The organism is Arthrobacter parietis (assembly GCF_039530425.1).
Classification (GTDB): domain Bacteria; phylum Actinomycetota; class Actinomycetes; order Actinomycetales; family Micrococcaceae; genus Arthrobacter_D; species Arthrobacter_D parietis.
Genome location: NZ_BAAAON010000001.1, coordinates 184,344 through 205,538, shown reverse-complemented (window position 1 = coordinate 205,538; position 21,195 = coordinate 184,344). Strand labels below are relative to the sequence as shown.

Below are 21,195 nucleotides of genomic sequence, written 5' to 3'. Positions count from 1 at the left end.
GCACTACCACACCTCCGAGGAGGCATTCGTGCTGACACCCAAGTCCACCTATCGGCTGCAGATTCGATCCAGCTTCGATCTGACCGCCGCAGCGGAGACCGTGCCCTATCTTGTAGACCTCGGGGTGGACTGGGTGTATCTTTCACCCGTCCTCACGGCGGAACAGGGATCCGACCACGGGTACGACGTCACCGATCCCACCTCGGTGGATCCGGAACGGGGAGGCACGGAAGCATTCGACGCACTGTGCCGGACGGCCCACGAGGCTGGGCTCGGTGTCCTCGTGGACATCGTGCCCAACCACGTGGGCGTTGCCACCCCGGCGCAGAACGCGTGGTGGTGGGACCTCCTGGCCAAGGGAAAGGACTCCCGCTACGCCGAGGCGTTCGACGTTGACTGGGACGCCGGCGGCGGCCGGATCCGGGTGCCGGTGCTCGGAGACAGCGACACCGAGGAAGACCAGCTCAAGGTCGTCGACGGCGAGCTGCACTACTACGAGAACCGGTTCCCCATCGCCGAGGGGACAGCGCAGCCCGGTGACACCGGTGCTCAGGTCCACGCACGGCAGCACTATGAGCTGGTGAACTGGCGTCGTGCGGACAGCGAGCTGAACTATCGCCGGTTCTTCGGCGTGAACACCCTTGCCGGGGTCCGGGTGGAGGTGCCGTGGGTGTTCGATGAGGCGCATTCGGAAGTTCGCCGCTGGTTCACGGAGTCACTCGTGGACGGCGTGCGAATTGACCACCCGGATGGCCTCGCGGACCCGGCGGGTTACCTCGAGAGGCTGCGCGAGCTCTCGGGCGGCGCGTACACGCTCGTCGAGAAGATCCTGGAGCCGGGGGAGGTGTTGCCGGAACGCTGGGCCTGCGAGGGAACCACCGGTTATGACGGCCTGGCCGTGGTGGACCGGCTCTTCGTCGACCCGGCCGGCCAGCCCGCGCTGGATGCGGCGGTCCCCACCGAGCCTTTCGTTCACATGATCCACGGGACCAAGCGCGGCATCACTGACGGGATCCTGCGTTCCGAGGTGCTCAGGCTCGCCCGGCTTGTGCCCGGTTCCGCACAGCTTGATCCGGAACAGAGTGCCGACGCGGTTGCCGAACTGCTGACGTGCTTCCCGGTCTACCGGAGCTACCTGCCCGATGGTGCGGACCACCTCGCCGATGCAGTGCTGAACGCCAAGGTTCGCCGGCCGGACCTCGGGCCCGTCATTGACACACTGCATCCCCTGCTGAACCCTTACCTCTCGGACGCGAAAGCTGAACTGACGGAGCTGGCGGTCCGGTTCCAGCAGACCTCGGGCATGGTGATGGCCAAGGGTGTGGAAGACACCGCGTTCTACCGGTTCAACCGGCTGACCTCGCTCAATGAGGTTGGCGCAGATCCGTCAATCTTCTCGCTGGACACTCACGAGGTGCACCGCGCGCTGCTAGAGCGCCAGGAGTTCTCCCCTCTGACCATGAACTCGCTCAGCACACATGACACCAAACGCGGTGAGGACACACGGGCCCGCATCACGGTGCTTTCCGAGCTGGCAGGGGAGTGGACGGAGGCCCTCGACCAGCTCAACCGGCTGGCACCGATCGGTGACACAGCCTTCGCATCCCTGATGTGGCAGGCCCTGATCGGAGCCTGGCCGCTGAGCCGTGAGCGGGCCCACGCCTACGTCGAGAAGGCCTCGCGGGAAGCCGATGCCAGCACCCACTGGACGGCGCCCAATGCCGCGTTCGAGGAGAAAATGCACGACGCCGTCGACGCAGCCTTCGACCGCCCTGAGGTGAACGGCCTCATCACGTCGCTGGTGGAGAAGACGGCTGCGCCGGGGTGGTCGAACTCGCTGGGCGCCAAGCTCGTGCAGCTCACCATGCCGGGCGTCCCGGACGTCTACCAGGGCTCCGAACTGTGGGAGACCTCCCTGGTGGACCCGGACAACCGGCGTCCGGTGGACTTCGCGGCCCGCAAGCAGGGGCTCGTGGACCTCGCGTTCGGTGCGCTCCCGCAAATTGACGACGGCGGTATGGCCAAGCTCCTCGTCGTCTCGCGTGCCCTGCGGTTGCGCCGGGACCGGCCGGAACTGTTCTCCGGTTATCGTTCGGTGCTGTCCACCGGATCTGCTGCCGAGCACGCCTTCTCCTTCGATCGCGGGGGCGCAGTCACGGCCGTTACACGTCTTCCGCTGGGACTGGAGCGGGCCGGCGGGTGGCGGGACACCGCCGTCGTACTCCCCGAAGGCACCTACAGCTGCGCAATTACCGGCACCGGTTTCGAGGGTGGGCCGGTTCCCGCCGCGCGGCTGTTTGAGACCTACCCAGTGGCACTTCTCGTGAAGGAGGAAGCTCAGTGAATCCAACGATCGCAGCACGCTCAAGGTTTGATGTCTGGGCGCCGAAGGCGCAGTCCGTAACGCTGGTGGCAAACGGCACTAACTACCCCATGGTTTCCCGCGAGGGCAGCTGGTGGGAGGCCCCGGAAGCTCCGGCCAGCGGTGAGGTGGACTACGGTTACCTGATCGACGGCGCTGATCAGCCGGTCCCCGACCCCCGGTCCCGGCGACAGCCGGAAGGAGTACACAAGCTCTCCCGAACGTTCGACGCCGGTGCCTACTCCTGGGGCGACAGCAGTTGGGCATCACCTGGGCTGGACGGGAACGTCATCTATGAGATGCACATCGGGACGTTCACGCCGGAAGGCACGCTGGACGCTGCCATCGGGAAACTCGATTACCTGGCGGGCCTCGGCGTGCAGTACGTCGAGTTGCTGCCCGTCAATGCCTTCAACGGCACGCATAACTGGGGTTACGACGGCGTGCTTTGGTACGCGGTGCAGGAAACCTATGGCGGGCCTGAGGCTTACCAACGGTTTGTCGACGCCGCGCACCAGCGCGGGCTCGGCGTCATCCAGGACGTTGTGTACAACCACCTCGGCCCCAGCGGCAACTACCTGGGCCTGTTCGCTCCGTACCTGACCGAGGGCAAGTCCAACACGTGGGGCGATTCCCTGAACCTGGACGGCCCGCTGTCCGATGAGGTCCGCCGGTACGTGGTTGAGAATCTGCTGATGTGGTTCCGGGACTATCACGTGGACGGGCTGCGTCTCGATGCCGTGCACGCCCTGCATGACGAGCGCGCCATCCACATCCTCGAGGAATTCGCGGTGGAAACGGACCGGTGCGCCGCGGAGCTCGGCAAGCCGCTGTTCCTCGTGGCGGAGTCGGACCTCAACAATGCGAGGCTTATCGCACCGCGCAGCGTCGGTGGGTACGGCCTGGCCGGCCAATGGAGCGATGACTTCCACCACGCGGCGCATGTCAACGTCACGGGCGAGACAGTGGGCTATTACGAGGACTTCGACTCGATCGGTGCGCTGGCGAAGGTCTACACGGAAGGCTTCTACCACAACGGAACCTGGTCTTCCTTCCGTGAGCGTTCGCATGGGCGTCCCATTGACCCGGCCAGGCACAGCCTGCACCAGCTCGTGGTCTGTACCCAGAACCACGACCAGATCGGCAACCGCGCGGCAGGCGACCGGATCAGCGCCTCGCTGAACACCGCCCAGCTGGCTCAGGCGGCAGTACTGAACATCGCCGGGCCCTTCACCCCGATGCTGTTCATGGGGGAGGAATACGGCGCACTCACGCCGTGGCCGTTCTTCACCTCGCACCCGGAGCCTGAGCTTGGAAAGGCGACGGCGGAGGGACGCCTGCGGGAGTTCGAGAAGATGGGCTGGGACCCGGACACCGTGCCGAACCCCCAGGATCCGGAAACGTTCGTCTCCGCGAAACTCAACTGGACAGAGCAGGAGCGCCCGGAACAGGCACGCCTCCTGAACATCTACCGGGAACTGATCGCGCTGCGCCGGAAGAACAAGGACCTGCACAACCCTGACTTCACGTCAGTGAAGGTCAGCTTCGACGAGGACCAGCGCTGGCTGGTGCTCCACCGGGGAGGCACCGCCGTCGTCGTGAATTTCGCGGACAGTGAGCGGCAGATTCCCGTGTCCGCGAAGAAAGTGCTGCTCAGTACCGAACCCGGGGAATCGATGGGGGACGGCACCGTCTCGCTTCCGGCGCACGGAACAGCAATCGTGAAGGTCTAGGAAAGGCAAGGCCACCATGCGCGAGCTCAGCACGGAGGTGCTTGTGGTCGGAGCCGGACCTACCGGCCTGATGCTCGCCGCCTGGCTGGCCAGGCTCGGTGTCGATGCCGTTCTCGTGGACGGCAAGAACGGACCCACCCGGGAGTCGCGGGCGCTTGGTGTCCATTCGCGCAGCATGGAAATTTATGACCAGCTGGGTGTGGTGGACCGTGTGCTTGCCGAGGGGTACTCGGCGGTAAAGATCCGTCCGGGCTATGAGAACCGTTCCTTCGGCGCCGTACCGATCGGCAGGTTCGGCGCCGGGCTGACGCCCTATCCCGGGCTCCACATCCTGGAACAGAGCAGGAATGAACGCATCCTGCTCGACCGCCTGATGGAACTGGGTGGATCTGTCGAGTGGCAGCTCCCGCTGGTCAGCCTGACCTCCGACGCCGGCGGTGTGACCGCGGAATGCAGCGGGCCCGCCGGGTCCCTGCGCGTCCAGGCGCGGTTCTGCGTCGGGGCGGATGGCGGTTCATCGGCGATCCGGAAGCTTGCGGGAATTCCGTTTGAGGGCCAGACCAACGAGCACACGTTCTACGTGGCGGACGTCAATGCTGTCTTGGGTGTCGCCGAGGACAGTGTGAACCTGCGCTTCGGGGCCGAGGAATTCCTGCTCGGTTTCCCGATGGGTCCCGGCGGCCATCATCGGCTGCTCGGGGTGTTGCGGACTGCCGGCAGTGAGGATGTTCCCGAGTCGCTGGCGCGTCAGCGCGTGGAAAAGGTGTTCGGCGTCTCCTACCGCGAGTCGCTCTGGTTCTCCACATACCGCATCCACCATCGCGTCGCAGCCCGCTTCCGGGAAGGTCCGCTCTTCCTTACAGGGGATGCCGGGCATGTCCATTCACCAGTCGGCGCGCAGGGAATGAACACCGGGCTGCAGGATGCGCACAACCTGGCGTTCAAGCTGGCGGACGTGATTCAGGGCCGTGCCTCGGAGTCCCTGCTCGACCGGTACGAGGTTGAGCGGCGACCGGTGGCGCTGCGCCTGGTCAACAGCACCGACTGGGTGTTCGGCCTGGTGACCTCCGACCACCGGGTGGCCCGCACCATCCGGCGCATCGCTCCGCGGCTCGTCGCCCCTGTGGCCATCCGGCTTCTTCCGCACTTGCCCATCGCGCCCAGGCTCTTCGGTTACCTGTCCCAGATCCGCATCCACTACTGGATGGACGGCTCCTCTCCTGGACGCCGGGGCCGGGTGATCGGCCGGAGACTGCCGTGGACCGGGTCGAATTTCGAGGCACTGCGCTCAGCGGCCTGGCAGGTCCACACCTACGGTGAGGTGGATTCGGAGGTGGCTGCCGCCGTCGGGCATGGTTTGAAAGTGCCGGTTCACTCATTTCCCGCGACGGCCGGCAAGGGGCTTCAGGAGGGGCTGTGTTACCTCGTGCGTCCGGACGGATTTGTGGCGGGGGCAGCGCCGGTGCATACCGCGGTGTCGCAGTTACGGGCGCTCCTGCCTGATCAGTGGTTCGAGGCCGGGCCCACTAGCGACCTAGGATGAATTCATGACCTTTCACCCCGCGGACAACCGCTATGACACCATGCCGTACCGACGAGTGGGCCGCAGCGGGTTGCACCTGCCGGCCGTCTCGCTGGGGCTCTGGCACAACTTCGGCGATGACAAGCCGTTTGATGTGCAGCGGGATATTCTGCGGCGTGCGTTCGATCTTGGCGTCAACCACTTCGACCTTGCAAACAATTACGGTCCTCCCTATGGCTCGGCGGAGACCAACTTCGGCAGGCACCTCAAGGATGACTTCCGGCCTTTCCGGGATGAGCTCGTGATTTCAAGCAAGGCTGGTTACGACATGTGGCCAGGCCCGTACGGCAACTTCGGATCACGGAAGTACCTGCTGGCGAGCCTCGACCAGTCCCTGAACCGGATGGGACTGGACTACGTCGACATCTTCTACAGCCACAGGCCCGATCCGGAGACTCCGCTGGAAGAGACCATGGGTGCGCTGGACACCGCAGTGCGGTCCGGGCGGGCGCTCTACGCCGGCATCTCCTCGTACTCCCCAGAGCGGACCGCTGAGGCAGCGGCGATCCTGCGCGATCTCGGCACGCCGCTGCTGATCCACCAGCCCTCGTACTCCATGCTGAACCGCTGGGTGGAGAACGGCGAGCCGAACCTGCCCGAGGTCCTTGAGCAGGTTGGCGCCGGTTCGATTGCGTTCTCCCCGTTGGCGCAGGGCCTGCTGACCAGCAAGTACCTCAACGGAGTGCCTGAGGGGTCCCGTGCGGCGTCGAACAAGTCGTTGTCCGAGGATCACCTGTCCGAGGACAATCTGCGGCGGGTCCGCGGACTGAACGGCATTGCGGAGTCCCGTAGGCAGACGCTGGCCCAGATGGCCATCGCCTGGATTCTGCGTCCGCAGGGCAAGGGTTCGCCCATCACGTCGTCGCTGATCGGAGCGTCGAGCGTGAAGCAGCTCGAGGACAGCGTGGGCGCCATCAATAACCTCGACTTCAGCGAGAGCGAGCTGCACGCGATCGACGAGTTCGCCGTGGAGTCGGACATCAACCTGTGGGCCAAAGCGCTCGAGGCGTAACAACAACTACTCAGCGTCAGCCTGCCGGTAGCGGCGCCCCCCGTTCGCGCTGGCTCTCAGACGCGGGCGACTATGAGCCAGCCACGGCCCGGTGCATAGGGCAGGTCACGCACTTCGGTACTGGTGAAACCTGCTTTAGCCAGGGACAGGCAAAGCGCCTCTTGGGAGCGGAATCGCAGAGTGGACATGGAGTCGATGCGCTCACCATCAGCGTGGAAAATGGTCGGGGATTCGAACGTAACGAACTCCCCATCAACCTGGGTTACCTGAACCCAGTCCTCGACCGGTCCCTCTCCCTGGCAAGCCATTCCCCGTCATCAAGAAAGACCTGCGCGACATTGGCAGTCATTGTCGCCAGGTCGTACTGCCCTTCCTGGGAGGAATCTGCGGCAACATCCACCGCGGTTCCCACCAGCCATGTCACCCGGTCTGCCCCCGGTTTGGTCCGGGCGACATCCACCGAGGCCCCGGCAGGGTCGACCCCGAACACCTGGAGACTCCGCTCTGTTACCAGCCGGGAGCACAAGGTCCCTGTACCGCAACCAACGTCGAGAACCGCTGACGAGCCGAACTCGTCCACAAGGTCCACATAGGTCTCCAGATCGCTGCGGTCGGGATCAAGAGGGTCATACACGCGGGCAACCCGTGGGTGATCAAAGATAGCGTCAGGCATCACACAGACGGTACCTCACCCACTAGGGCTCCAGGGATTCAATGGGCTCCCGGAATTACCGCCAGAGATCCCGCAATTCCGGGAATGCCTTCTCGTACCCTCTAAGTAGCCGCTGCGCGGTGTGCGCGGAGTCGATCAACGGATGCAGTGTGAAGGCACGCAGCGCCAGTGAGCGGTCCCCCTGCACGACGGCGGCGATCACGTCCTGCTCGACCCCTTTGACCTGTGCCATCAGGCCGAGCTGGTGCGGCGTCGGCGTGCCCACCGGCAGAGCCTCGACGCCGCGGCCGGTGACGCGGGCCGGGATCTCCACCACGGCACCTGCGGGCAGCTGGGAGATTGTGTGCCCGTTGCGGATGTTGAGGATTAGCTCAGCAGCCTCGTCCCGCACCAGTGCACTCATTACCGTCAGGGCGACCTGCTCGTATCCACCGCCCGCCAGGTCTGCTTCATCGCGGGATTCCTCCTCCGTACGGGCTTCGGCAAGGTACCCCTCTTCCCGGAAACGCCGGGCTGCTTCCCAGACGGCGAACGGCGTATCGGTCACGAGCAGCTCCGGGTACAGACCCTCCTGCTGCCGAACCAGCGATTCCCCCCGGGTTTCGGCAGCAGCCGAGACGGACCGCCGGGTCTCCGCGTGGAAGTAGTAGTAAAAGAGATACTCGTTTGGGAGCGCACCGAGCATGTGCAGGAACTGCGGACCGAACACCCGGCCTTCCTCGAATGAAGCCAGCCGGGAAGGATCGGCGAGCAGAGCGGGCAGGAGGTCACCGCCGTCGTACTCCAATCTCCTCAACCATCCCAGGTGATTCAGGCCCACGTAGTCGACGCCGGTCAGGGCACCGGGCGGCAACGGTACGCCGGCCGCAAGGGACGCCCTGCTCACCAGCCCGGACGCGGAGTCACAGATCCCGATGACGCGTTCGCCGAGGAGCGGCTGCAGAGCCTCGGTGATGATTCCGGCGGGATTGGTGAAGTTGATGACCCACGCATCCGGGCATACCGCGACGATCGCTTCGGCTACCGAGAGCATTTCCGGAATCGACCGCAGCGCGTAGGACAGACCGCCGGCACCCACCGTTTCCTGCCCCAACAGCCCTTCGGCGATCGCCACCCGCTCGTCCAGCACGCGCCCGGAGGCACGGCCGGGACGGATGGCAACGAAGACGACGTCGGCCCCCGCCAACGCGTCCTCCAACCGGTCGCTCACGGTGAGACGGGGTGGCTGCGCGCCGTCCGGTAGGGGCATGTCGTGTGCCACACGGGCGACGGCCGCTGTGCGGGAGGGATCGGCGTCGTACAGGCGGACTTCGTGGACCAATCCGGCAAAGACTCCCGAGCAGAGCGCACGGTAGATGAGGGGCACGCGAAACCCGCCGCCGCCGATGATAGCCAGTCTGATGGCATGCATGTGGTGATCCTTCCTGTCGCCTGAGCGCAGAGTAATGTGCCCTACATGGCCGCACTGAACCGCTTCGATCCGCTCGCCTCCGCTCGGACCGGGAACGATCCGGAATTCGACCTCCTGCTGACCGGCTCGGTGTTCTTCGACATTATCTTTACCGGCCTCGAAGCGCTGCCCACACCCGGAACCGAAGCCTGGGCCGAGGGGATGGGCTCGTGCCCGGGCGGGGTGGCGAACCAGGCCATCGCGGCAAGCAGATTGGGCCTGCGCACCACCCTGGCGGCCGCATTCGGCGACGACGGCTACGGCGCCTTCAACCGCAGCATCCTCGAGGGGCAGGAGCACGTTGACCTGTCCAGGTCAAGGACTTTCGAGCAGTGGCATTCGCCGGTGACGGTCTCGCTCTCGGTCGACAGGGACAGGTCGATGGTCACGCACGGACATCCCTCGCCGCTCTCGGCCTCCGCACTTATCGCGGACCTGCCGCGCTGCCGGGCGGCCATTGCTGAGGTCGGCCCGGAGGTGGAACCTTGGGTGCCCGCAGCACACGCCCAAGGCATGCGGCTCTTCGGCGACGTCGGTTGGGACCCAAGCGGAACCTGGTCTTCGGAGGCGCTCGATTCGCTGCAGTTTTTCCACGCTTTCCTGCCCAACGAGACCGAGGCCATGGCCTACACCCGGACCAGCGACCCGTGGGCGGCCCTGTATGCGCTCGCCGATCGGGTGCCGGTGGCAGTAGTGACGGTCGGCCAGCAGGGTGCCATCGCCGTCGACTCCCTGACCGGGGAGGAGGAATGGGTGCCCGCGCTGCCAGTGAATGCCTACGATCCCACGGGCGCCGGTGACTGTTTCGGCGCGGCTTTCGTGATGGGTGATCTGGCGGGGTGGCCGCTTGCGGACCGGCTGGCGTTCGCCAACCTGTGCGCTTCGCTGTCGGTTCAGGAGGTGGGCGGTTCCCTCGCAGCACCCGGTTGGGGAGACATCGCCGACTGGTGGCGGCGGGTGAGTGCCGAGCGCGACGGCGTGCGGAAGCAGTGGCTGCGGCGCTACGCCTTCCTGGAGGACATCGTGTCGAACGTTCCTCCGTCAGCGGTGCGGCGCGCGAGCGCCACCATTGCGACGCAATCGGACGCGTAAGGGGGCTTCCAATCAGACCGTTCGCCAGTCGTCACTGGTGATATGCGATCCCGCCTGTGGCCCCATCTGTAGCATTCCGCCGTCCACAGCCCACGATGCGCCGGTGACGTAACTGCTGGCGGGCGAGGCAAGGAACGCGATGACGGCGGCGATTTCCCGGGCATCGCCCGGGCGCCCCAGTGGTATGCCGGGACGGCTGATCTCGTGCGGGTCCTCGTTTTCCTCGTGCGTCATGGGAGTAGCGATCTCGCCGGGGAGAACCGTGTTTGCCGTGATTCCGCGGTCGCTGAGCTCAAGCGCAATGGTGCGGATCAGGCCGCCCAAGCCGTGCTTCGATGCGTCGTAGGCCGCTGCACCCACCCGGGGCTGTTCCTGGTGCACGCTCGTCACAGCGATGATCCGTCCACCTTTTCCCGCACTGACCATGTGCTTCGCCGCGCGCTGGATGCAGACAAAAGCGCCGTCCAGGTTCGCCCCCACGGTGGTGCGCCACGTATCCAGGTCCAGATCCAGGAACGGAGTTCCGTCACCGGTTCCGGCGTTGTTGACGAAGACGTCCACGCCGCCCAGCTCGTCAGCCAGCCGGTCGATGACGTCGCCGCACACTGGGATGTCGGTGGTGTCGAGTTGCGCGACGGCCGCTTTTCGGCCTTGAGCCCGCACCTGGCGGGCTGTCTCCTCAGCCCCCTCTTGGTCCGAATGCCAGGTGACGCCGATGTCGCATCCCGCTTCTGCGAGTGCTACCGCGGTAGCGTGTCCGATGCCGGAATCAGACCCGGTGACTATTGCCGTTTTCGGTGAGAAGGTCATGGTCCATCCTGTCGCTCCCTGAAAGTTGAAGGCAAGGGTGCACAGCGCGCGGTGCAGCCGGATTCCCGGCGGTCCGCCCGGAACTGACAGAATGGACCTGTGAGTTTTTCAGCAGGACCAGTACCGGAACGGCGTGTGGACATTGACCTCGCCGCGCTGCGGCACAACGTTCGCCACATCGCCGAGATAGCGAGCCCGGCACGCGTCATGGCCGTAGTGAAGGCGGACGGCTACGGACACGGCGCGGTTCCCGTGGCAAAGGCGGCGCTGGAGGCGGGCGCAACGTGGTTGGGCGTTGCCCACATCGCCGAAGCCGTTGAACTGCGCCGCGCCGGCATTGAAGCACCGATCCTCGCCTGGCTGCACACTGAGTCCAGTGATTTCGCCGCTGCCATCGAGCTGGGTGTGGACCTCGGCATTTCGGGTTGGGAGCTGGCTCACGTCGTCGCGGAAGCACGCAGGATCGAACGTCCCGCGCGCGTGCACCTCAAGATCGATACCGGCCTGGGCCGGAACGGCTGCCCGCCGGAGCAGTGGGAAGCACTCCTGGGCCGGGCGCTGGAGCACCAGGAGGACGGGCTGCTGCGGGTGGTCGGAGTCTTCTCCCACCTCGCCGTCGCGGATGAACCCGACCGCGAAGAAACCGACGAGCAGATTGACCGTTTCCGGGAGGCTGTCGCAGTCGCCGAGGACGCAGGAGTTGACCTTGAGGTACGCCACCTGGCCAATACCCCCGGCACGCTCTCCCGGCCGGACGCGCATTTCGACCTTGTACGGGTGGGCCTTGGAATCTATGGGCTCTCGCCGTTTGACGGGCAGTCCTCGGAGGAGCTCGGGCTCCGCCCGGTCATGAGCTTCCGGACCACCATCGCCAATTGCAAGGAAGTGCCGGAAGGCCACGGTGTCTCCTACGGACTGGCCTACCGCACGGACAAGCGAACCACGTTGGGGCTCGTGCCGGTGGGTTACGGCGACGGCGTGCCACGAGTAGCAACCGGTGCCCCTGTCTCGGTCGGCGGCAGGTTCTACCCGGTAGTGGGCAGGATCGCCATGGACCAGTTCGTCATCGATTTCGAGGAGACCGGGATCGCGGACTCGGAGGACAGTCCACTGGGCCAGGAGGCGGTTCTCTTCGGAGCGGGCGGCGGCACGCCCACAGCCGATGACTGGGCCCGGGCAAGCGGCTCAATCAACTACGAGATTGTCACCCGCATCAGCCCCCGCGTGACCCGCCGGTATGTCGATTCAGAGGCTATTGACGCGGAGGCTGACCAGTGACCGGTCTTGTCTGGTCGCAGGAATTTTCCGTAGCATCCGTCGAGGAGTTGCAGGGCGCGGCCACAAGCATTGGAAGCCGGCTCGCCGCCGGTGACCTTCTCATCCTCACCGGCGAGCTCGGAGCGGGCAAAACCACCTTCACGCAGGGACTGGGCCGCGGGCTCGGCGTGCGGGAAGGCATCATTTCTCCCACCTTTGTGCTGGTCCGGAATCATCCCTCGCTCGCCGACGGGCCCGCGCTGGTCCACGTCGATGCCTACCGGCTCGAGTCAGACTCAGAAATAGACGACCTCGACCTTGAATCGACGCTGGACAGTTCCGTCACAGTGGTGGAATGGGGATCCGGCCGGGTGGAGCACCTGGCTGAGAGTTGGCTGCACATCACGCTGGTGCGTCCCGCCGCCTCTCCTGCTGCCGGTTCGCCCGCGGGGCAGGCGGCACCAACCGATGACGACGACGACGAACCGCGCCAGGTGCGCATCGAAGCCTTCGGTCCGCGCTGGGTGGACCAACAGCTGGGAGCGCTGGTCTAACGTGCTGATTTTGTCCCTTGACACGTCCGCCGCCGCCAGCGCTGGGCTGGTGCGCAACGGCGTCGTTCTCCAGCGGTTCGCCTCAACCGACACGCGCTCACACGCTGAAGTGCTGGCTCCCGCCGTCGAGCAATTGTTGGCAGACGCAGCAGTGCGCGGAACGGAACTCGATGCGATCGTGGTGGGCGTCGGTCCCGGCCCGTTCACTGGGCTGCGTGCCGGCATCGCGACGGCACGGATGCTGTCCTTTGTATGGAGCGTGCCGCTGCACGGAGTGATGAGCCTGGACGCGGTGGCGCTCGACGCCGGGCACGCCGGGGGCGAGTTCGCGGTGGCCACCGATGCCCGGCGAAAGGAAGTGTACTGGGCGCGCTACCGGGCGGAATCTCCGTTGCCGGTCCTCGTGGACGGTCCGCATGTGGGCCCCGCGGAAGATGTTCCGAACCTGCCGGTGTATGGCCGCGGTGCCGGCCTCTATGCTGAGCGGCTGACCGGTTCAGCCGCTGCAACCGAACTCACGCCCGACGCCGCGGCGCTGGCTTTGGTCGCGGAGCATACCCTCGCCAGGGGTGGGACCCTGCGCCCGACTACTCCGCTGTACCTCCGGGAGTCGGATGCCAAGGTGCCGGGCCCGCGGAAGAAGGCGCTGCTGTGACGTTTACTCTTCGGCCCATGCGGCTGCAGGACATCCCCGCGGTCGGCATGCTGGAGCAGAAGCTTTTTCCGATTGATGCCTGGCCGCTGGAACTGTTCTTCGACGAGTTCGCCCAGACCGAGACGCGGGAGTACCTGATTGCCGAAGTTGATGGGGAGCTCATTGGCTACTGCGGCGTCATGGTGGTCGGTAGGACGGCGGACATCCAGACCATCGGTGTGCTGCCGGAGTATGAGGGCCGGGGAATCGGCACGGCAATGCTGACCAGCATGCTCAAGGAAGCGCGGCGGCGCGGTGCAGCGGAAACCCTGCTCGAAGTCCGCGAGGACAACCCGCGGGCGCGCCGGCTGTATGAGCTGTTCGGTTTCGAGCACATCCACACTCGGCGACGGTATTACCGCGATGGTGTGAATGCGCACGTCATGCGGCTGATCTTCGACTCCTCCGGCGCAGCGAAAGGTGATCATGAACCGGTCTGAACCCCTGGTGCTGGGGATCGAGTCCTCCTGTGACGAGACCGGCGTCGGAATCGTGCGCGGAACCACCCTGCTGACCAACGCCGTGTCATCCTCCATGGACGAGCACGTGCGCTTCGGCGGTGTCATTCCCGAGATCGCTTCCCGGGCACACCTTGACGCGATGGTGCCCACGCTTCAGCAGGCGCTCGATGACGCCGGGGTGCAGCTGGCCGACGTCGACGCGCTCGCCGTCACCTCTGGCCCCGGGCTGTCCGGAGCGCTGATGGTCGGCGTGGCGGCCGCGAAGGCGCTTTCAGTGGCGACGGGCAAACCGCTTTACGCGGTGAACCACCTGGTGGCACACGTCGGGGTAGGGCTGCTCGACTCCGGCGAACTGCCCGAGAACCTTGGGGCACTGCTGGTATCCGGTGGGCACACGGAGATCCTGCGCGTGCGCAACCTGGCTTCCGACGTCGAGCTGTTGGGTTCCACGATCGACGACGCCGCCGGTGAGGCGTACGACAAGGTGGCGCGCATCCTCGGTCTCGGGTATCCGGGGGGTCCGGCGATTGACCGGATTGCCGCGCAGGGCAATCCTGCTGCAGTGAGATTTCCGCGCGGGCTGAGCCAGCCCAAGTACCTGGGGACCGCTGAGCAACCCGGCCCGCACCGGTATGACTGGTCGTTCAGCGGACTGAAGACCGCCGTAGCACGGTTCGTCGAGGACTGCGAGGCGCGCGGTGTCGAGGTGCCGGTCGCGGACGTCGCGGCGTCCTTTCAGGAAGCTGTGGTGGACATCATCACGTCGAAGGCGGTGCTGGCCTGTACCGAGAACGGCATCACGTCGCTGCTGCTGGGCGGGGGAGTGGCGTCGAACTCGCGGCTCCGTCAGCTGACCCGGGAACGCTGTGAGGCGGCGGGGATCACGCTCACTATTCCGCCGTCGTCGTTATGCACTGACAACGGCGCCATGGTGGCGGCTCTTGCCGCGCGCATCATCATGGACGGCGGCGAGCCCAGCGGGATCGGCTTCGGTACTGATTCCTCAATGCCGGTGAGTACGGTTCACCTCTAACCCTTCGCGTTCATTTGTCAGGACACGCCCCCAAAGGACGCGCGAAAGGGGAGTGTCCTGTGAATTCGCGGGGGGCTGTCGCTCGGGTGGCCTGCGGTTTACGGTAGTGCGATGACTACCTACTCGGAGCTGTTTAGGACTGAGAATGCCCGCTTGACCGAGATCCTCGAGACTGTGGAGGACTGGAATGCCCCGTCGCCGTGTGCCGGCTGGACAGTCCGCGATGTCCTTGACCACCTGATCGACACTGAACGCGATTTCCTGAGCCAGCATGACATTGACACGGGCTCCAGGCCGGACACGGCGCAGGACCCGGCGGGCGCGTGGAAGACTCATGCGTCGCGGGTTCAGCACGTCCTCGACACCGCCGAGCTCGCGGAAACGTCGTTCGACGGGTTTTTCGGGCCGACGACGGTCGGCGCTACGCTCGCAACCTTCTACGGGTTCGACCTGCTGGTGCATCGCTGGGATATTGCCCGCGGCGCCGGCAGGGACACCAAGTTCAACGAATCAGAGCTTGACCTCATTGAGAAGTCGCTCGAGGGATTCGGCGAGAACCTCTACATGGAAGGGATTTGCCGGCCGGCGCTTCCTGCCCGGGCAGATGCGGATCGGGCAACAAGGCTTCTGGCTCGGATGGGCCGCGACGCCGGCTGGCAGCCGGCCGTCAACGCCTGAGTTCGCGCACAACCTGGCGTCGAGTTGTCAGGACACGCACCTAAAGGACGCGCAAAAGGGGTGTGTCCTGCGAATTCAGCGCGGGGGACGGTTAGGCGCGGAGCTGGCGCACCATATCCAGTACGACGGCGCTCAGGTCGCCATTGTTCTCGGCGGCGATGCGGCGCTGGCGCTGGTAACCCGCGCCGCGCTGCAGGATTTTCTCAACGTCGGCGAGCTCCTGGCTGCAACCAAGCTTCGCCGCGACGGGCTCGAGCCGGTTCAGCTCGTCCATCAGATGCTCGGTGACCAGGCGCTCGTTGCCGGCGGCGTCCAGAATGATGATCGCTTCCAGCCCGTAACGGGCGGCGCGCCACTTGTTCTCCTGCACATGCCAGGGCGGCATGGTGGGGATCGAGCCGCCGTTGTCGAGGGTGGTTGAGAAGTCGTCCACGAGGCACTGGGTCAGCGCAGCCACCGCGCCGACGTCCTCGAGCGTCGAGAGCCCGTCGCACACGCGCATTTCAACGGTTCCAAGGTTTCCGACCGGGCGAATGTCCCAGCGGATTTCGCTCACCGTATCGATCACACCGGTGGTGAACATGTCCTGCACATAGGACTCATACTCCGCCCAGCTGGGGAACTGGAACGGCAGGCCGGCGGTGGGAAGCTGCTGAAACATCAGCGCGCGCTGGGACGCGTAACCGGTATCTTCGCCTCCCCAGAACGGCGACGACGCTGAAATCGCCTGGAAATGCGGGAAGTAATTCACCAGCCCATCGACCACCGGAAGCGCCTTGTCCCGTGAATCCAGACCCACGTGCACATGGACGCCGTAAATGACCATCTGCTGGCCCCACCACTGGGTGCGATCGATCAGCTTGAAGTACCGGTCCTTGTCCGTGACCGGTTGGGAACGCGGCGCACTGAACGGATGCGAACCGGCGGAGAACAACTCAACGCCCATCGGGTCCGTGACCTCGCGCACCGCGGCCAGCGACCGGCTCAGGTCTTCTTTGGCTTCAGCGACGGTATGGCAGATGCCCGTCACAATCTCCACAGTGTTGAGGAGAAGTTCCTGCTTGATGTGGGGATGCTCGTCATCGGCCTGCAGCTCGGGATGCCGTTCGTTGACTCCGCGAAGTACCTCTTTGGCCACAGAGACCAGGTCACCGTTGTAACGGTCGACCAGGGCGAGCTCCCACTCAACGCCGAGGGTCGATTGCTCGGACTTCGCGAAATCAATCTTCAATGCTGCTCCTGACCGGTACCGGACTGTTGGAAATGTGTGCCTCGGTATCGCGCCATCGCGGGTGAGAACTGACCCAATAGTAGTGCAGGAGAGGTTCCGTTCTGCCGTGTGAAGCGACCACCCTCAGGAAACGACCGGCATAATTGACGGGTGCCGATCCTGAACAAAGACATGGTCCTGTGTATCTCCCTCGCCGCCCGGCCGAGCAATCTAGGAACCCGCTTCCACAACTGGCTGTATGACCAGCTGGGCCTGAACTACATCTACAAAGCGTTCACCACCACGGATCTTCCGGCAGCCATCGGCGGCGTACGCGCGCTGGGGATTCGCGGGTGCGCCGTATCGATGCCATTCAAGGAAGACGTCATCGAGCTGGTGGACCGCATGGATCCCTCCGCGCTGGCCATCGATTCGGTAAACACCATCGTGAACGACGACGGCGTCCTCATCGCCTACAACACCGATTACCTTGCGGTCGCGGAACTGATCAAACAGCGCTCGGAGGTGACGCCGTCGTCGTCGGTTCTGCTGCGCGGCTCCGGCGGAATGGCCAAGGCTGTTGCCGCGGCCGTACGGGACGCGGGCTTCACCCGGGTGACGGTTGTTGCACGGAACGAGGAGGCCGGCAGACGCCTGGCAGGGTTGTACGGGTTCCAGTGGCAGGCCGAGCCGGGAAACTCCACCGCGGACCTGCTCATCAACGTAACGCCGCTCGGCATGGCCGGGCAGGACGAGGAGGTACAGTCCTTCAGCGACGAGGCGATTGCTGCGGCGTCGCTGGTGTTCGACGTCGTTGCGTTGCCGTCGGAGACGCCGCTCATCCAGGCGGCCCGGCGCGCAGGCAAGCCCGTGCTCACCGGAGCCGAGGTGATTGCGCTGCAAGCGGCCGAACAGTTTGTCCTCTACACCGGCGTGCGTCCATCGGCTGAGCAGATCCGCCAGGCGGGAGAGTTTTCGCGGCAGCCTGCGTAGCTGCCAGAGCAGTACCGGATCTAGCCCAGTACAGGATCGACGACGACGGCGACGCGCTCTTCGCCGATCCGCGTCAGTACCAGCGTTGCCTTGTTCGTTGCCTTCTTCGAGCCGGCGAGGAGCTGCTTGCGCAGCTCTTCGGGCGTGACTGAGGTTCCGCGCTTTTTGATGTCGAGAATCCCTATGTCGTTGGCCTTGACCCACGCTTTCAACGCCTTGACGTTGTAGGGCATCACTTCGAGGACGCGGTAGGGCCGGGCGAACGGGGTGTCTACCAGCTCCGGCGCGCAGATGTAGGCGATGTGCGGGTCGACCAGGTGCCCGCCGATGGAACGAGCAACGTCGGCTACCAATCCGGCCCTGATCACAGCGCCGTCCGGTTCGTAGAGGTAGCCTTCCACCGGACCGATAGGGGCGTCGTCGTCCTCGCCGAAGTTGGTGTGGCTGGTCAGCTCAGCGGCGCCGTCGGCGCCGATTAGCAGGGCGCCGCGGCGGACGTTGTCGCGGCGGAGGGCGTTGAACCAGAGCACTACCTCGGCAACATCGCCGTCCACGCTTACCCACTGGGCTTCGCAGTTGGGCGGAACCGCGTCATGCGGGATCCCGGGCCCGAGCTTCACACCCACAGGCATGCCGGTGTCCGCGAGGCTCTCCACGAAGGACAGGGGAGGCGAGAAGGCTTCCGGGTCGAAGAGGCGCCTGGTGCCTGAGCTGGAAGTGGTCCGTCGGGCGGGGTCCAGCCACACGCCGTCGTACTCTGTCAGGTCAAGGGAGGAGGCATCAGTGTTGACAACGGTCGCGTTGGACCACGGCAGCAGATTCATGGTGGCGGCAGCGGCGGTGGTTTCGTCGAGTTCGACGGCGGTGACGTCGCGTTCCAGCGTGGCGAGGGCCATCGAGTCGGCGCCAATCCCGCAGCCAAGGTCTGCGACCTTCTGGACGCCGGCAGTGACGTAGCGTTGGGCGTGGCGGGCGGCGACGCTGAGGCGGGTTGCCTGCTCGAGGCCGGCTGGGGTGAAAAGCATCCGGTCGGCGAAGGGACCGAACTTCACCTGAGCCTTAGCACGGAGCCGGGACTGGGTGAGGGCTGCATTGACGACGTCGGGGGAGTGGCCCGCCGCGCGGAGCTGTTCGTTGAGCCGGAGGCTGTCCGCTTCGGAGTACGGTCCGAGAGAGTTGAGCAGCTCCCAGCCCTCGGGAGTCAGGATGGGCTCAAGGAGGTTCTGGGTCACGGTGTCGCTTTCAACTGGAGCTTTCGGCGAGGGGCTGGGTCCGGTTCTTCAGTCTAGGGGTTGTGCCCGGGGCCGGATCCCCCACGTCCTGCTGTGAAAGTCCGCGCATCACCGGCGTGTTCCCGCCGACACGCCCCTGCCGGCTCCAGGAAGCGGGGAATTCGGACCGGCGCAGGGGGCCCGGCCCGCCCTGCAACACCACCCCTCTGGCACTCGCCTTGACCGAGTGCTAACCGTTGCATAAAGTCAGACTTGGCACTCTCACTATGAGGCTGCTAATCCTTCGAGGATGCGCCAACCGGCACCGCGACGACGGTCAGCGCCTGCTCGATACCCAAAGATTCATTCAAACCAAGTGAAGGAGAGGTCCGAGTGTCGGTCTCTATCAAGCCTCTTGAAGATCGTATTGTCGTCCGCCCGCTGGAAGGCGAGCAGACCACCGCATCCGGTCTGGTCATCCCGGACACTGCCAAGGAAAAGCCCCAGGAGGGCGAAGTTGTCGCAGTAGGCCCCGGCCGCGTTGATGACAATGGCAACCGCGTTCCCGTTGATGTAGCTGAAGGCGACGTCGTCATCTACTCCAAGTACGGCGGAACCGAAGTCAAGCACGGAGGCCAGGAATACCTGGTTCTTTCCGCTCGCGACGTTCTGGCGATCATCGTCAAGTAGTTGTGCAGAAGAACCCCGGTCAGCATCGGCCGGGGTTCTTTCCTGTCAGTACACATTCCTGCACAAGCCTGAAAGGAACGAAACAACATGGCAAAGCAGTTGGAATTCAACGACGCCGCCCGACGCAAGCTCGAAGCAGGCGTCGACAAGCTGGCCGACACCGTCAAGGTGACTCTCGGCCCTCGTGGACGCAACGTCGTCCTCGACAAGAAGTGGGGCGCCCCCACCATCACGAACGACGGCGTGACCATCGCCCGTGAGGTGGAGCTGGACGACCCCTATGAGAACCTCGGCGCGCAGCTCGCCAAGGAAGTTGCCACCAAGACCAACGACGTCGCCGGTGACGGCACGACGACGGCTACCGTCCTCGCGCAGGCACTGGTCAAGGAAGGCCTGCGGAACGTTGCAGCAGGCGCTGCCCCCGGCGCTCTGAAGCGCGGCATCGAGGTCTCCATCGAGGCCGTTGCTGCCCGTCTGCTCGAGAACGCCCGCGAGGTCGTTGGCAAGCAGACAGCAAACGTCGCAGCTATCTCCGCCCAGAGCCAGGAAGTCGGCGACCTGCTCGCCGAAGCTTTCGACCGGGTCGGCAAGGACGGCGTCATCACGATCGAGGAATCCTCGACCACCCAGACCGAACTGGTCCTCACCGAGGGCATGCAGTTCGACAAGGGCTTCCTGAGCCCCTACTTCGTCACCGATGCAGAGCGTCAGGAAGCCGTCCTCGAAGACGCGCTCATCCTGATCAACTCCGGCAAGATCTCTGCTCTGCAGGAATTCCTGCCGCTGCTCGAGAAGGCGCTGCAGGCAGGCAAGCCGCTGTTCATCATCGCCGAAGACATTGAAGGTGAAGCGCTGTCCACCCTGGTGGTCAACAAGATCCGCGGCACCCTCAACGTCGTAGCAGTCAAGGCTCCCGGTTTCGGGGACCGACGCAAGGCCATGCTCCAGGACATCGCCACCCTCACCGGTGCGCAGGTTGTCTCACCGGATCTCGGCCTGAAGCTGGACCAGGTCGGTCTTGAGGTTCTCGGCTCGGCCCGCCGCATCACCGTGACGAAGGACAACACCACCATCGTTGACGGCGCAGGCAGCGAGCAGGACGTTGCGGACCGCATCGCTCAGATCCGCGCTGAAGTTGAGCGCACCGACTCCGATTGGGACCGCGAGAAGCTCCAGGAGCGCCTCGCAAAGCTCGCCGGCGGCGTCGGCGTCATCAAGGTCGGTGCAGCCACCGAAGTTGAGCTCAAGGAAAAGAAGCACCGCATCGAGGACGCAGTGTCCTCGACCCGCGCCGCCCTTGAAGAGGGCATCGTGGCAGGCGGCGGTTCCGCTCTGATTCACGCCTCGAAGGTCCTCGATGAGGACCCAAGCGTGCTCAAGCTCGAGGGCGACGCCGCGACCGCCGTCGGTCTCGTGCGCCGCGCCCTGGTCCAGCCGCTGCGCTGGATCGCCGAGAATGCCGGCTACGAGGGTTACGTCGTCATCGACAAGGTGAGCCAGCTTGAGGTCGGCCACGGCTTCAACGCCGTCACCGGTGACTACGAAAACCTGGTCGACGCCGGCATCATCGACCCGGTCAAGGTCACCCGGTCGGCACTGCGCAACGCAGCGTCGATCGCGGCACTGGTTCTCACCACCGAAACCCTCGTGGTTGAGAAGCCGGTTGAGGAAGAAGAGCAGGGCCACGGCCACAGCCACTA

The 21,195-nt window shown here is 65.1% G+C and carries 19 protein-coding genes; 14 read left to right on the top strand and 5 right to left on the bottom strand.

The annotated features are described in order from the left end of the window. Nucleotides 1-28: 28 nt before the first annotated feature. From treY to mgrA, 4 genes are read left to right on the top strand one after another with little or no spacing between them, the layout of a single operon-like run. A complete protein-coding gene (gene treY, locus ABFX19_RS00925; RefSeq protein ID WP_346027172.1) occupies nucleotides 29-2,344 on the top strand; it encodes a malto-oligosyltrehalose synthase in 2,316 nt (771 codons plus the stop codon). Continuing rightward, entirely contained in the window at nucleotides 2,341-4,095 is a 1,755-nt protein-coding gene (gene treZ / locus ABFX19_RS00920; RefSeq protein ID WP_346027171.1) for a malto-oligosyltrehalose trehalohydrolase, read from the top strand. The genes treY and treZ overlap by 4 nt, the downstream gene beginning before the upstream one ends. Before the next feature lie 16 nt (nucleotides 4,096-4,111). After that, nucleotides 4,112-5,638, top strand: a complete 1,527-nt coding sequence (locus tag ABFX19_RS00915; protein ID WP_346027170.1) for an FAD-dependent monooxygenase — start codon at nucleotides 4,112-4,114, stop codon at nucleotides 5,636-5,638. A gap of 4 nt (nucleotides 5,639-5,642) precedes the next feature. Continuing rightward, nucleotides 5,643-6,689 (top strand): L-glyceraldehyde 3-phosphate reductase, encoded by a 1,047-nt coding sequence (mgrA, locus tag ABFX19_RS00910; RefSeq protein WP_346027169.1) that lies wholly within the window; start codon nucleotides 5,643-5,645, stop codon nucleotides 6,687-6,689. Nucleotides 6,690-6,951: 262 nt separating this feature from the next. Here mgrA and ABFX19_RS00905 read toward each other — a convergent pair whose 3' ends face one another. Beyond that, on the bottom strand, nucleotides 6,952-7,362 hold the full coding sequence (locus ABFX19_RS00905) for a class I SAM-dependent methyltransferase (protein ID WP_346027168.1): 411 nt from the start codon (nucleotides 7,360-7,362) through the stop codon (nucleotides 6,952-6,954). A 55-nt stretch (nucleotides 7,363-7,417) separates the two neighbouring features. Continuing rightward, nucleotides 7,418-8,764 (bottom strand): family 4 glycosyl hydrolase, encoded by a 1,347-nt coding sequence (locus ABFX19_RS00900; RefSeq protein WP_346028015.1) that lies wholly within the window; start codon nucleotides 8,762-8,764, stop codon nucleotides 7,418-7,420. 54 nt (nucleotides 8,765-8,818) lie between these two features. Here ABFX19_RS00900 and ABFX19_RS00895 point away from each other — a divergent pair, with 54 nt between their 5' ends. After that, nucleotides 8,819-9,904 (top strand): PfkB family carbohydrate kinase, encoded by a 1,086-nt coding sequence (locus ABFX19_RS00895; RefSeq protein ID WP_346027167.1) that lies wholly within the window; start codon nucleotides 8,819-8,821, stop codon nucleotides 9,902-9,904. 12 nt (nucleotides 9,905-9,916) lie between these two features. Here ABFX19_RS00895 and ABFX19_RS00890 read toward each other — a convergent pair whose 3' ends face one another. Beyond that, nucleotides 9,917-10,714 carry an SDR family oxidoreductase gene (locus tag ABFX19_RS00890; RefSeq protein WP_346027166.1) on the bottom strand — a complete coding sequence of 266 codons (798 nt, stop codon included), beginning with the start codon at nucleotides 10,712-10,714 and terminating at the stop codon, nucleotides 9,917-9,919. A 99-nt stretch (nucleotides 10,715-10,813) separates the two neighbouring features. Between ABFX19_RS00890 and alr the strand changes: the two genes are divergently transcribed. The 6 genes from alr (at nucleotide 10,814) to ABFX19_RS00860 (ending at nucleotide 15,391) form a co-directional block, all read left to right on the top strand. Continuing rightward, nucleotides 10,814-11,992, top strand: coding sequence for an alanine racemase (gene alr, locus ABFX19_RS00885; protein ID WP_346027165.1), 1,179 nt, complete (start codon nucleotides 10,814-10,816; stop codon nucleotides 11,990-11,992). Next, complete coding sequence (tsaE, locus tag ABFX19_RS00880) at nucleotides 11,989-12,525, top strand: tRNA (adenosine(37)-N6)-threonylcarbamoyltransferase complex ATPase subunit type 1 TsaE (protein ID WP_346027164.1); 537 nt, start codon at nucleotides 11,989-11,991, stop codon at nucleotides 12,523-12,525. The genes alr and tsaE overlap by 4 nt, the downstream gene beginning before the upstream one ends. Before the next feature lies 1 nt (nucleotide 12,526). Further along, nucleotides 12,527-13,180, top strand: coding sequence for a tRNA (adenosine(37)-N6)-threonylcarbamoyltransferase complex dimerization subunit type 1 TsaB (tsaB, locus tag ABFX19_RS00875; protein ID WP_277359179.1), 654 nt, complete (start codon nucleotides 12,527-12,529; stop codon nucleotides 13,178-13,180). 17 nt (nucleotides 13,181-13,197) lie between these two features. Then, on the top strand, nucleotides 13,198-13,659 hold the full coding sequence (rimI, locus tag ABFX19_RS00870; RefSeq protein ID WP_277359180.1) for a ribosomal protein S18-alanine N-acetyltransferase: 462 nt from the start codon (nucleotides 13,198-13,200) through the stop codon (nucleotides 13,657-13,659). After that, nucleotides 13,646-14,713, top strand: coding sequence for a tRNA (adenosine(37)-N6)-threonylcarbamoyltransferase complex transferase subunit TsaD (gene tsaD / locus ABFX19_RS00865; RefSeq protein WP_346027163.1), 1,068 nt, complete (start codon nucleotides 13,646-13,648; stop codon nucleotides 14,711-14,713). The genes rimI and tsaD overlap by 14 nt, the downstream gene beginning before the upstream one ends. Nucleotides 14,714-14,824: 111 nt before the next feature. Then, on the top strand, nucleotides 14,825-15,391 hold the full coding sequence (locus ABFX19_RS00860; protein ID WP_346027162.1) for a TIGR03086 family metal-binding protein: 567 nt from the start codon (nucleotides 14,825-14,827) through the stop codon (nucleotides 15,389-15,391). A 91-nt stretch (nucleotides 15,392-15,482) separates the two neighbouring features. On the opposite strand, the gene ABFX19_RS00855 is transcribed toward ABFX19_RS00860, so the two are convergent. Then, nucleotides 15,483-16,622, bottom strand: a complete 1,140-nt coding sequence (locus tag ABFX19_RS00855) for a glutamate--cysteine ligase (RefSeq protein WP_346027161.1) — start codon at nucleotides 16,620-16,622, stop codon at nucleotides 15,483-15,485. A 150-nt stretch (nucleotides 16,623-16,772) separates the two neighbouring features. Here ABFX19_RS00855 and ABFX19_RS00850 point away from each other — a divergent pair, with 150 nt between their 5' ends. Next, nucleotides 16,773-17,594 carry a shikimate 5-dehydrogenase gene (locus ABFX19_RS00850; protein ID WP_346027160.1) on the top strand — a complete coding sequence of 274 codons (822 nt, stop codon included), beginning with the start codon at nucleotides 16,773-16,775 and terminating at the stop codon, nucleotides 17,592-17,594. A gap of 20 nt (nucleotides 17,595-17,614) precedes the next feature. Here ABFX19_RS00850 and ABFX19_RS00845 read toward each other — a convergent pair whose 3' ends face one another. Beyond that, a complete protein-coding gene (locus tag ABFX19_RS00845) occupies nucleotides 17,615-18,826 on the bottom strand; it encodes a THUMP-like domain-containing protein (protein WP_346027159.1) in 1,212 nt (403 codons plus the stop codon). 372 nt (nucleotides 18,827-19,198) lie between these two features. On the opposite strand from ABFX19_RS00845, the gene groES reads away from it, so the two are divergent. Next, nucleotides 19,199-19,495 (top strand): co-chaperone GroES, encoded by a 297-nt coding sequence (groES, locus tag ABFX19_RS00840; RefSeq protein WP_204531574.1) that lies wholly within the window; start codon nucleotides 19,199-19,201, stop codon nucleotides 19,493-19,495. An 87-nt stretch (nucleotides 19,496-19,582) separates the two neighbouring features. Beyond that, nucleotides 19,583-21,195: chaperonin GroEL (gene groL, locus ABFX19_RS00835; protein WP_277359186.1), on the top strand; the 1,613-nt coding region annotated here is incomplete at its 3' end.

Coding starts and splice junctions, on each gene's coding strand:
- ABFX19_RS00915 (WP_346027170.1), top strand. CDS start 4,112: ATGCGCGAGCTCAGCACGGAGGTGCTTGTGGTCGGAGCCGGACCTACC.
- mgrA (WP_346027169.1), top strand. CDS start 5,643: ATGACCTTTCACCCCGCGGACAACCGCTATGACACCATGCCGTACCGA.
- ABFX19_RS00905 (WP_346027168.1), bottom strand. CDS start 7,362: ATGCCTGACGCTATCTTTGATCACCCACGGGTTGCCCGCGTGTATGAC.
- ABFX19_RS00895 (WP_346027167.1), top strand. CDS start 8,819: ATGGCCGCACTGAACCGCTTCGATCCGCTCGCCTCCGCTCGGACCGGG.
- ABFX19_RS00890 (WP_346027166.1), bottom strand. CDS start 10,714: ATGACCTTCTCACCGAAAACGGCAATAGTCACCGGGTCTGATTCCGGC.
- rimI (WP_277359180.1), top strand. CDS start 13,198: ATGCGGCTGCAGGACATCCCCGCGGTCGGCATGCTGGAGCAGAAGCTT.
- tsaD (WP_346027163.1), top strand. CDS start 13,646: ATGAACCGGTCTGAACCCCTGGTGCTGGGGATCGAGTCCTCCTGTGAC.
- ABFX19_RS00860 (WP_346027162.1), top strand. CDS start 14,825: ATGACTACCTACTCGGAGCTGTTTAGGACTGAGAATGCCCGCTTGACC.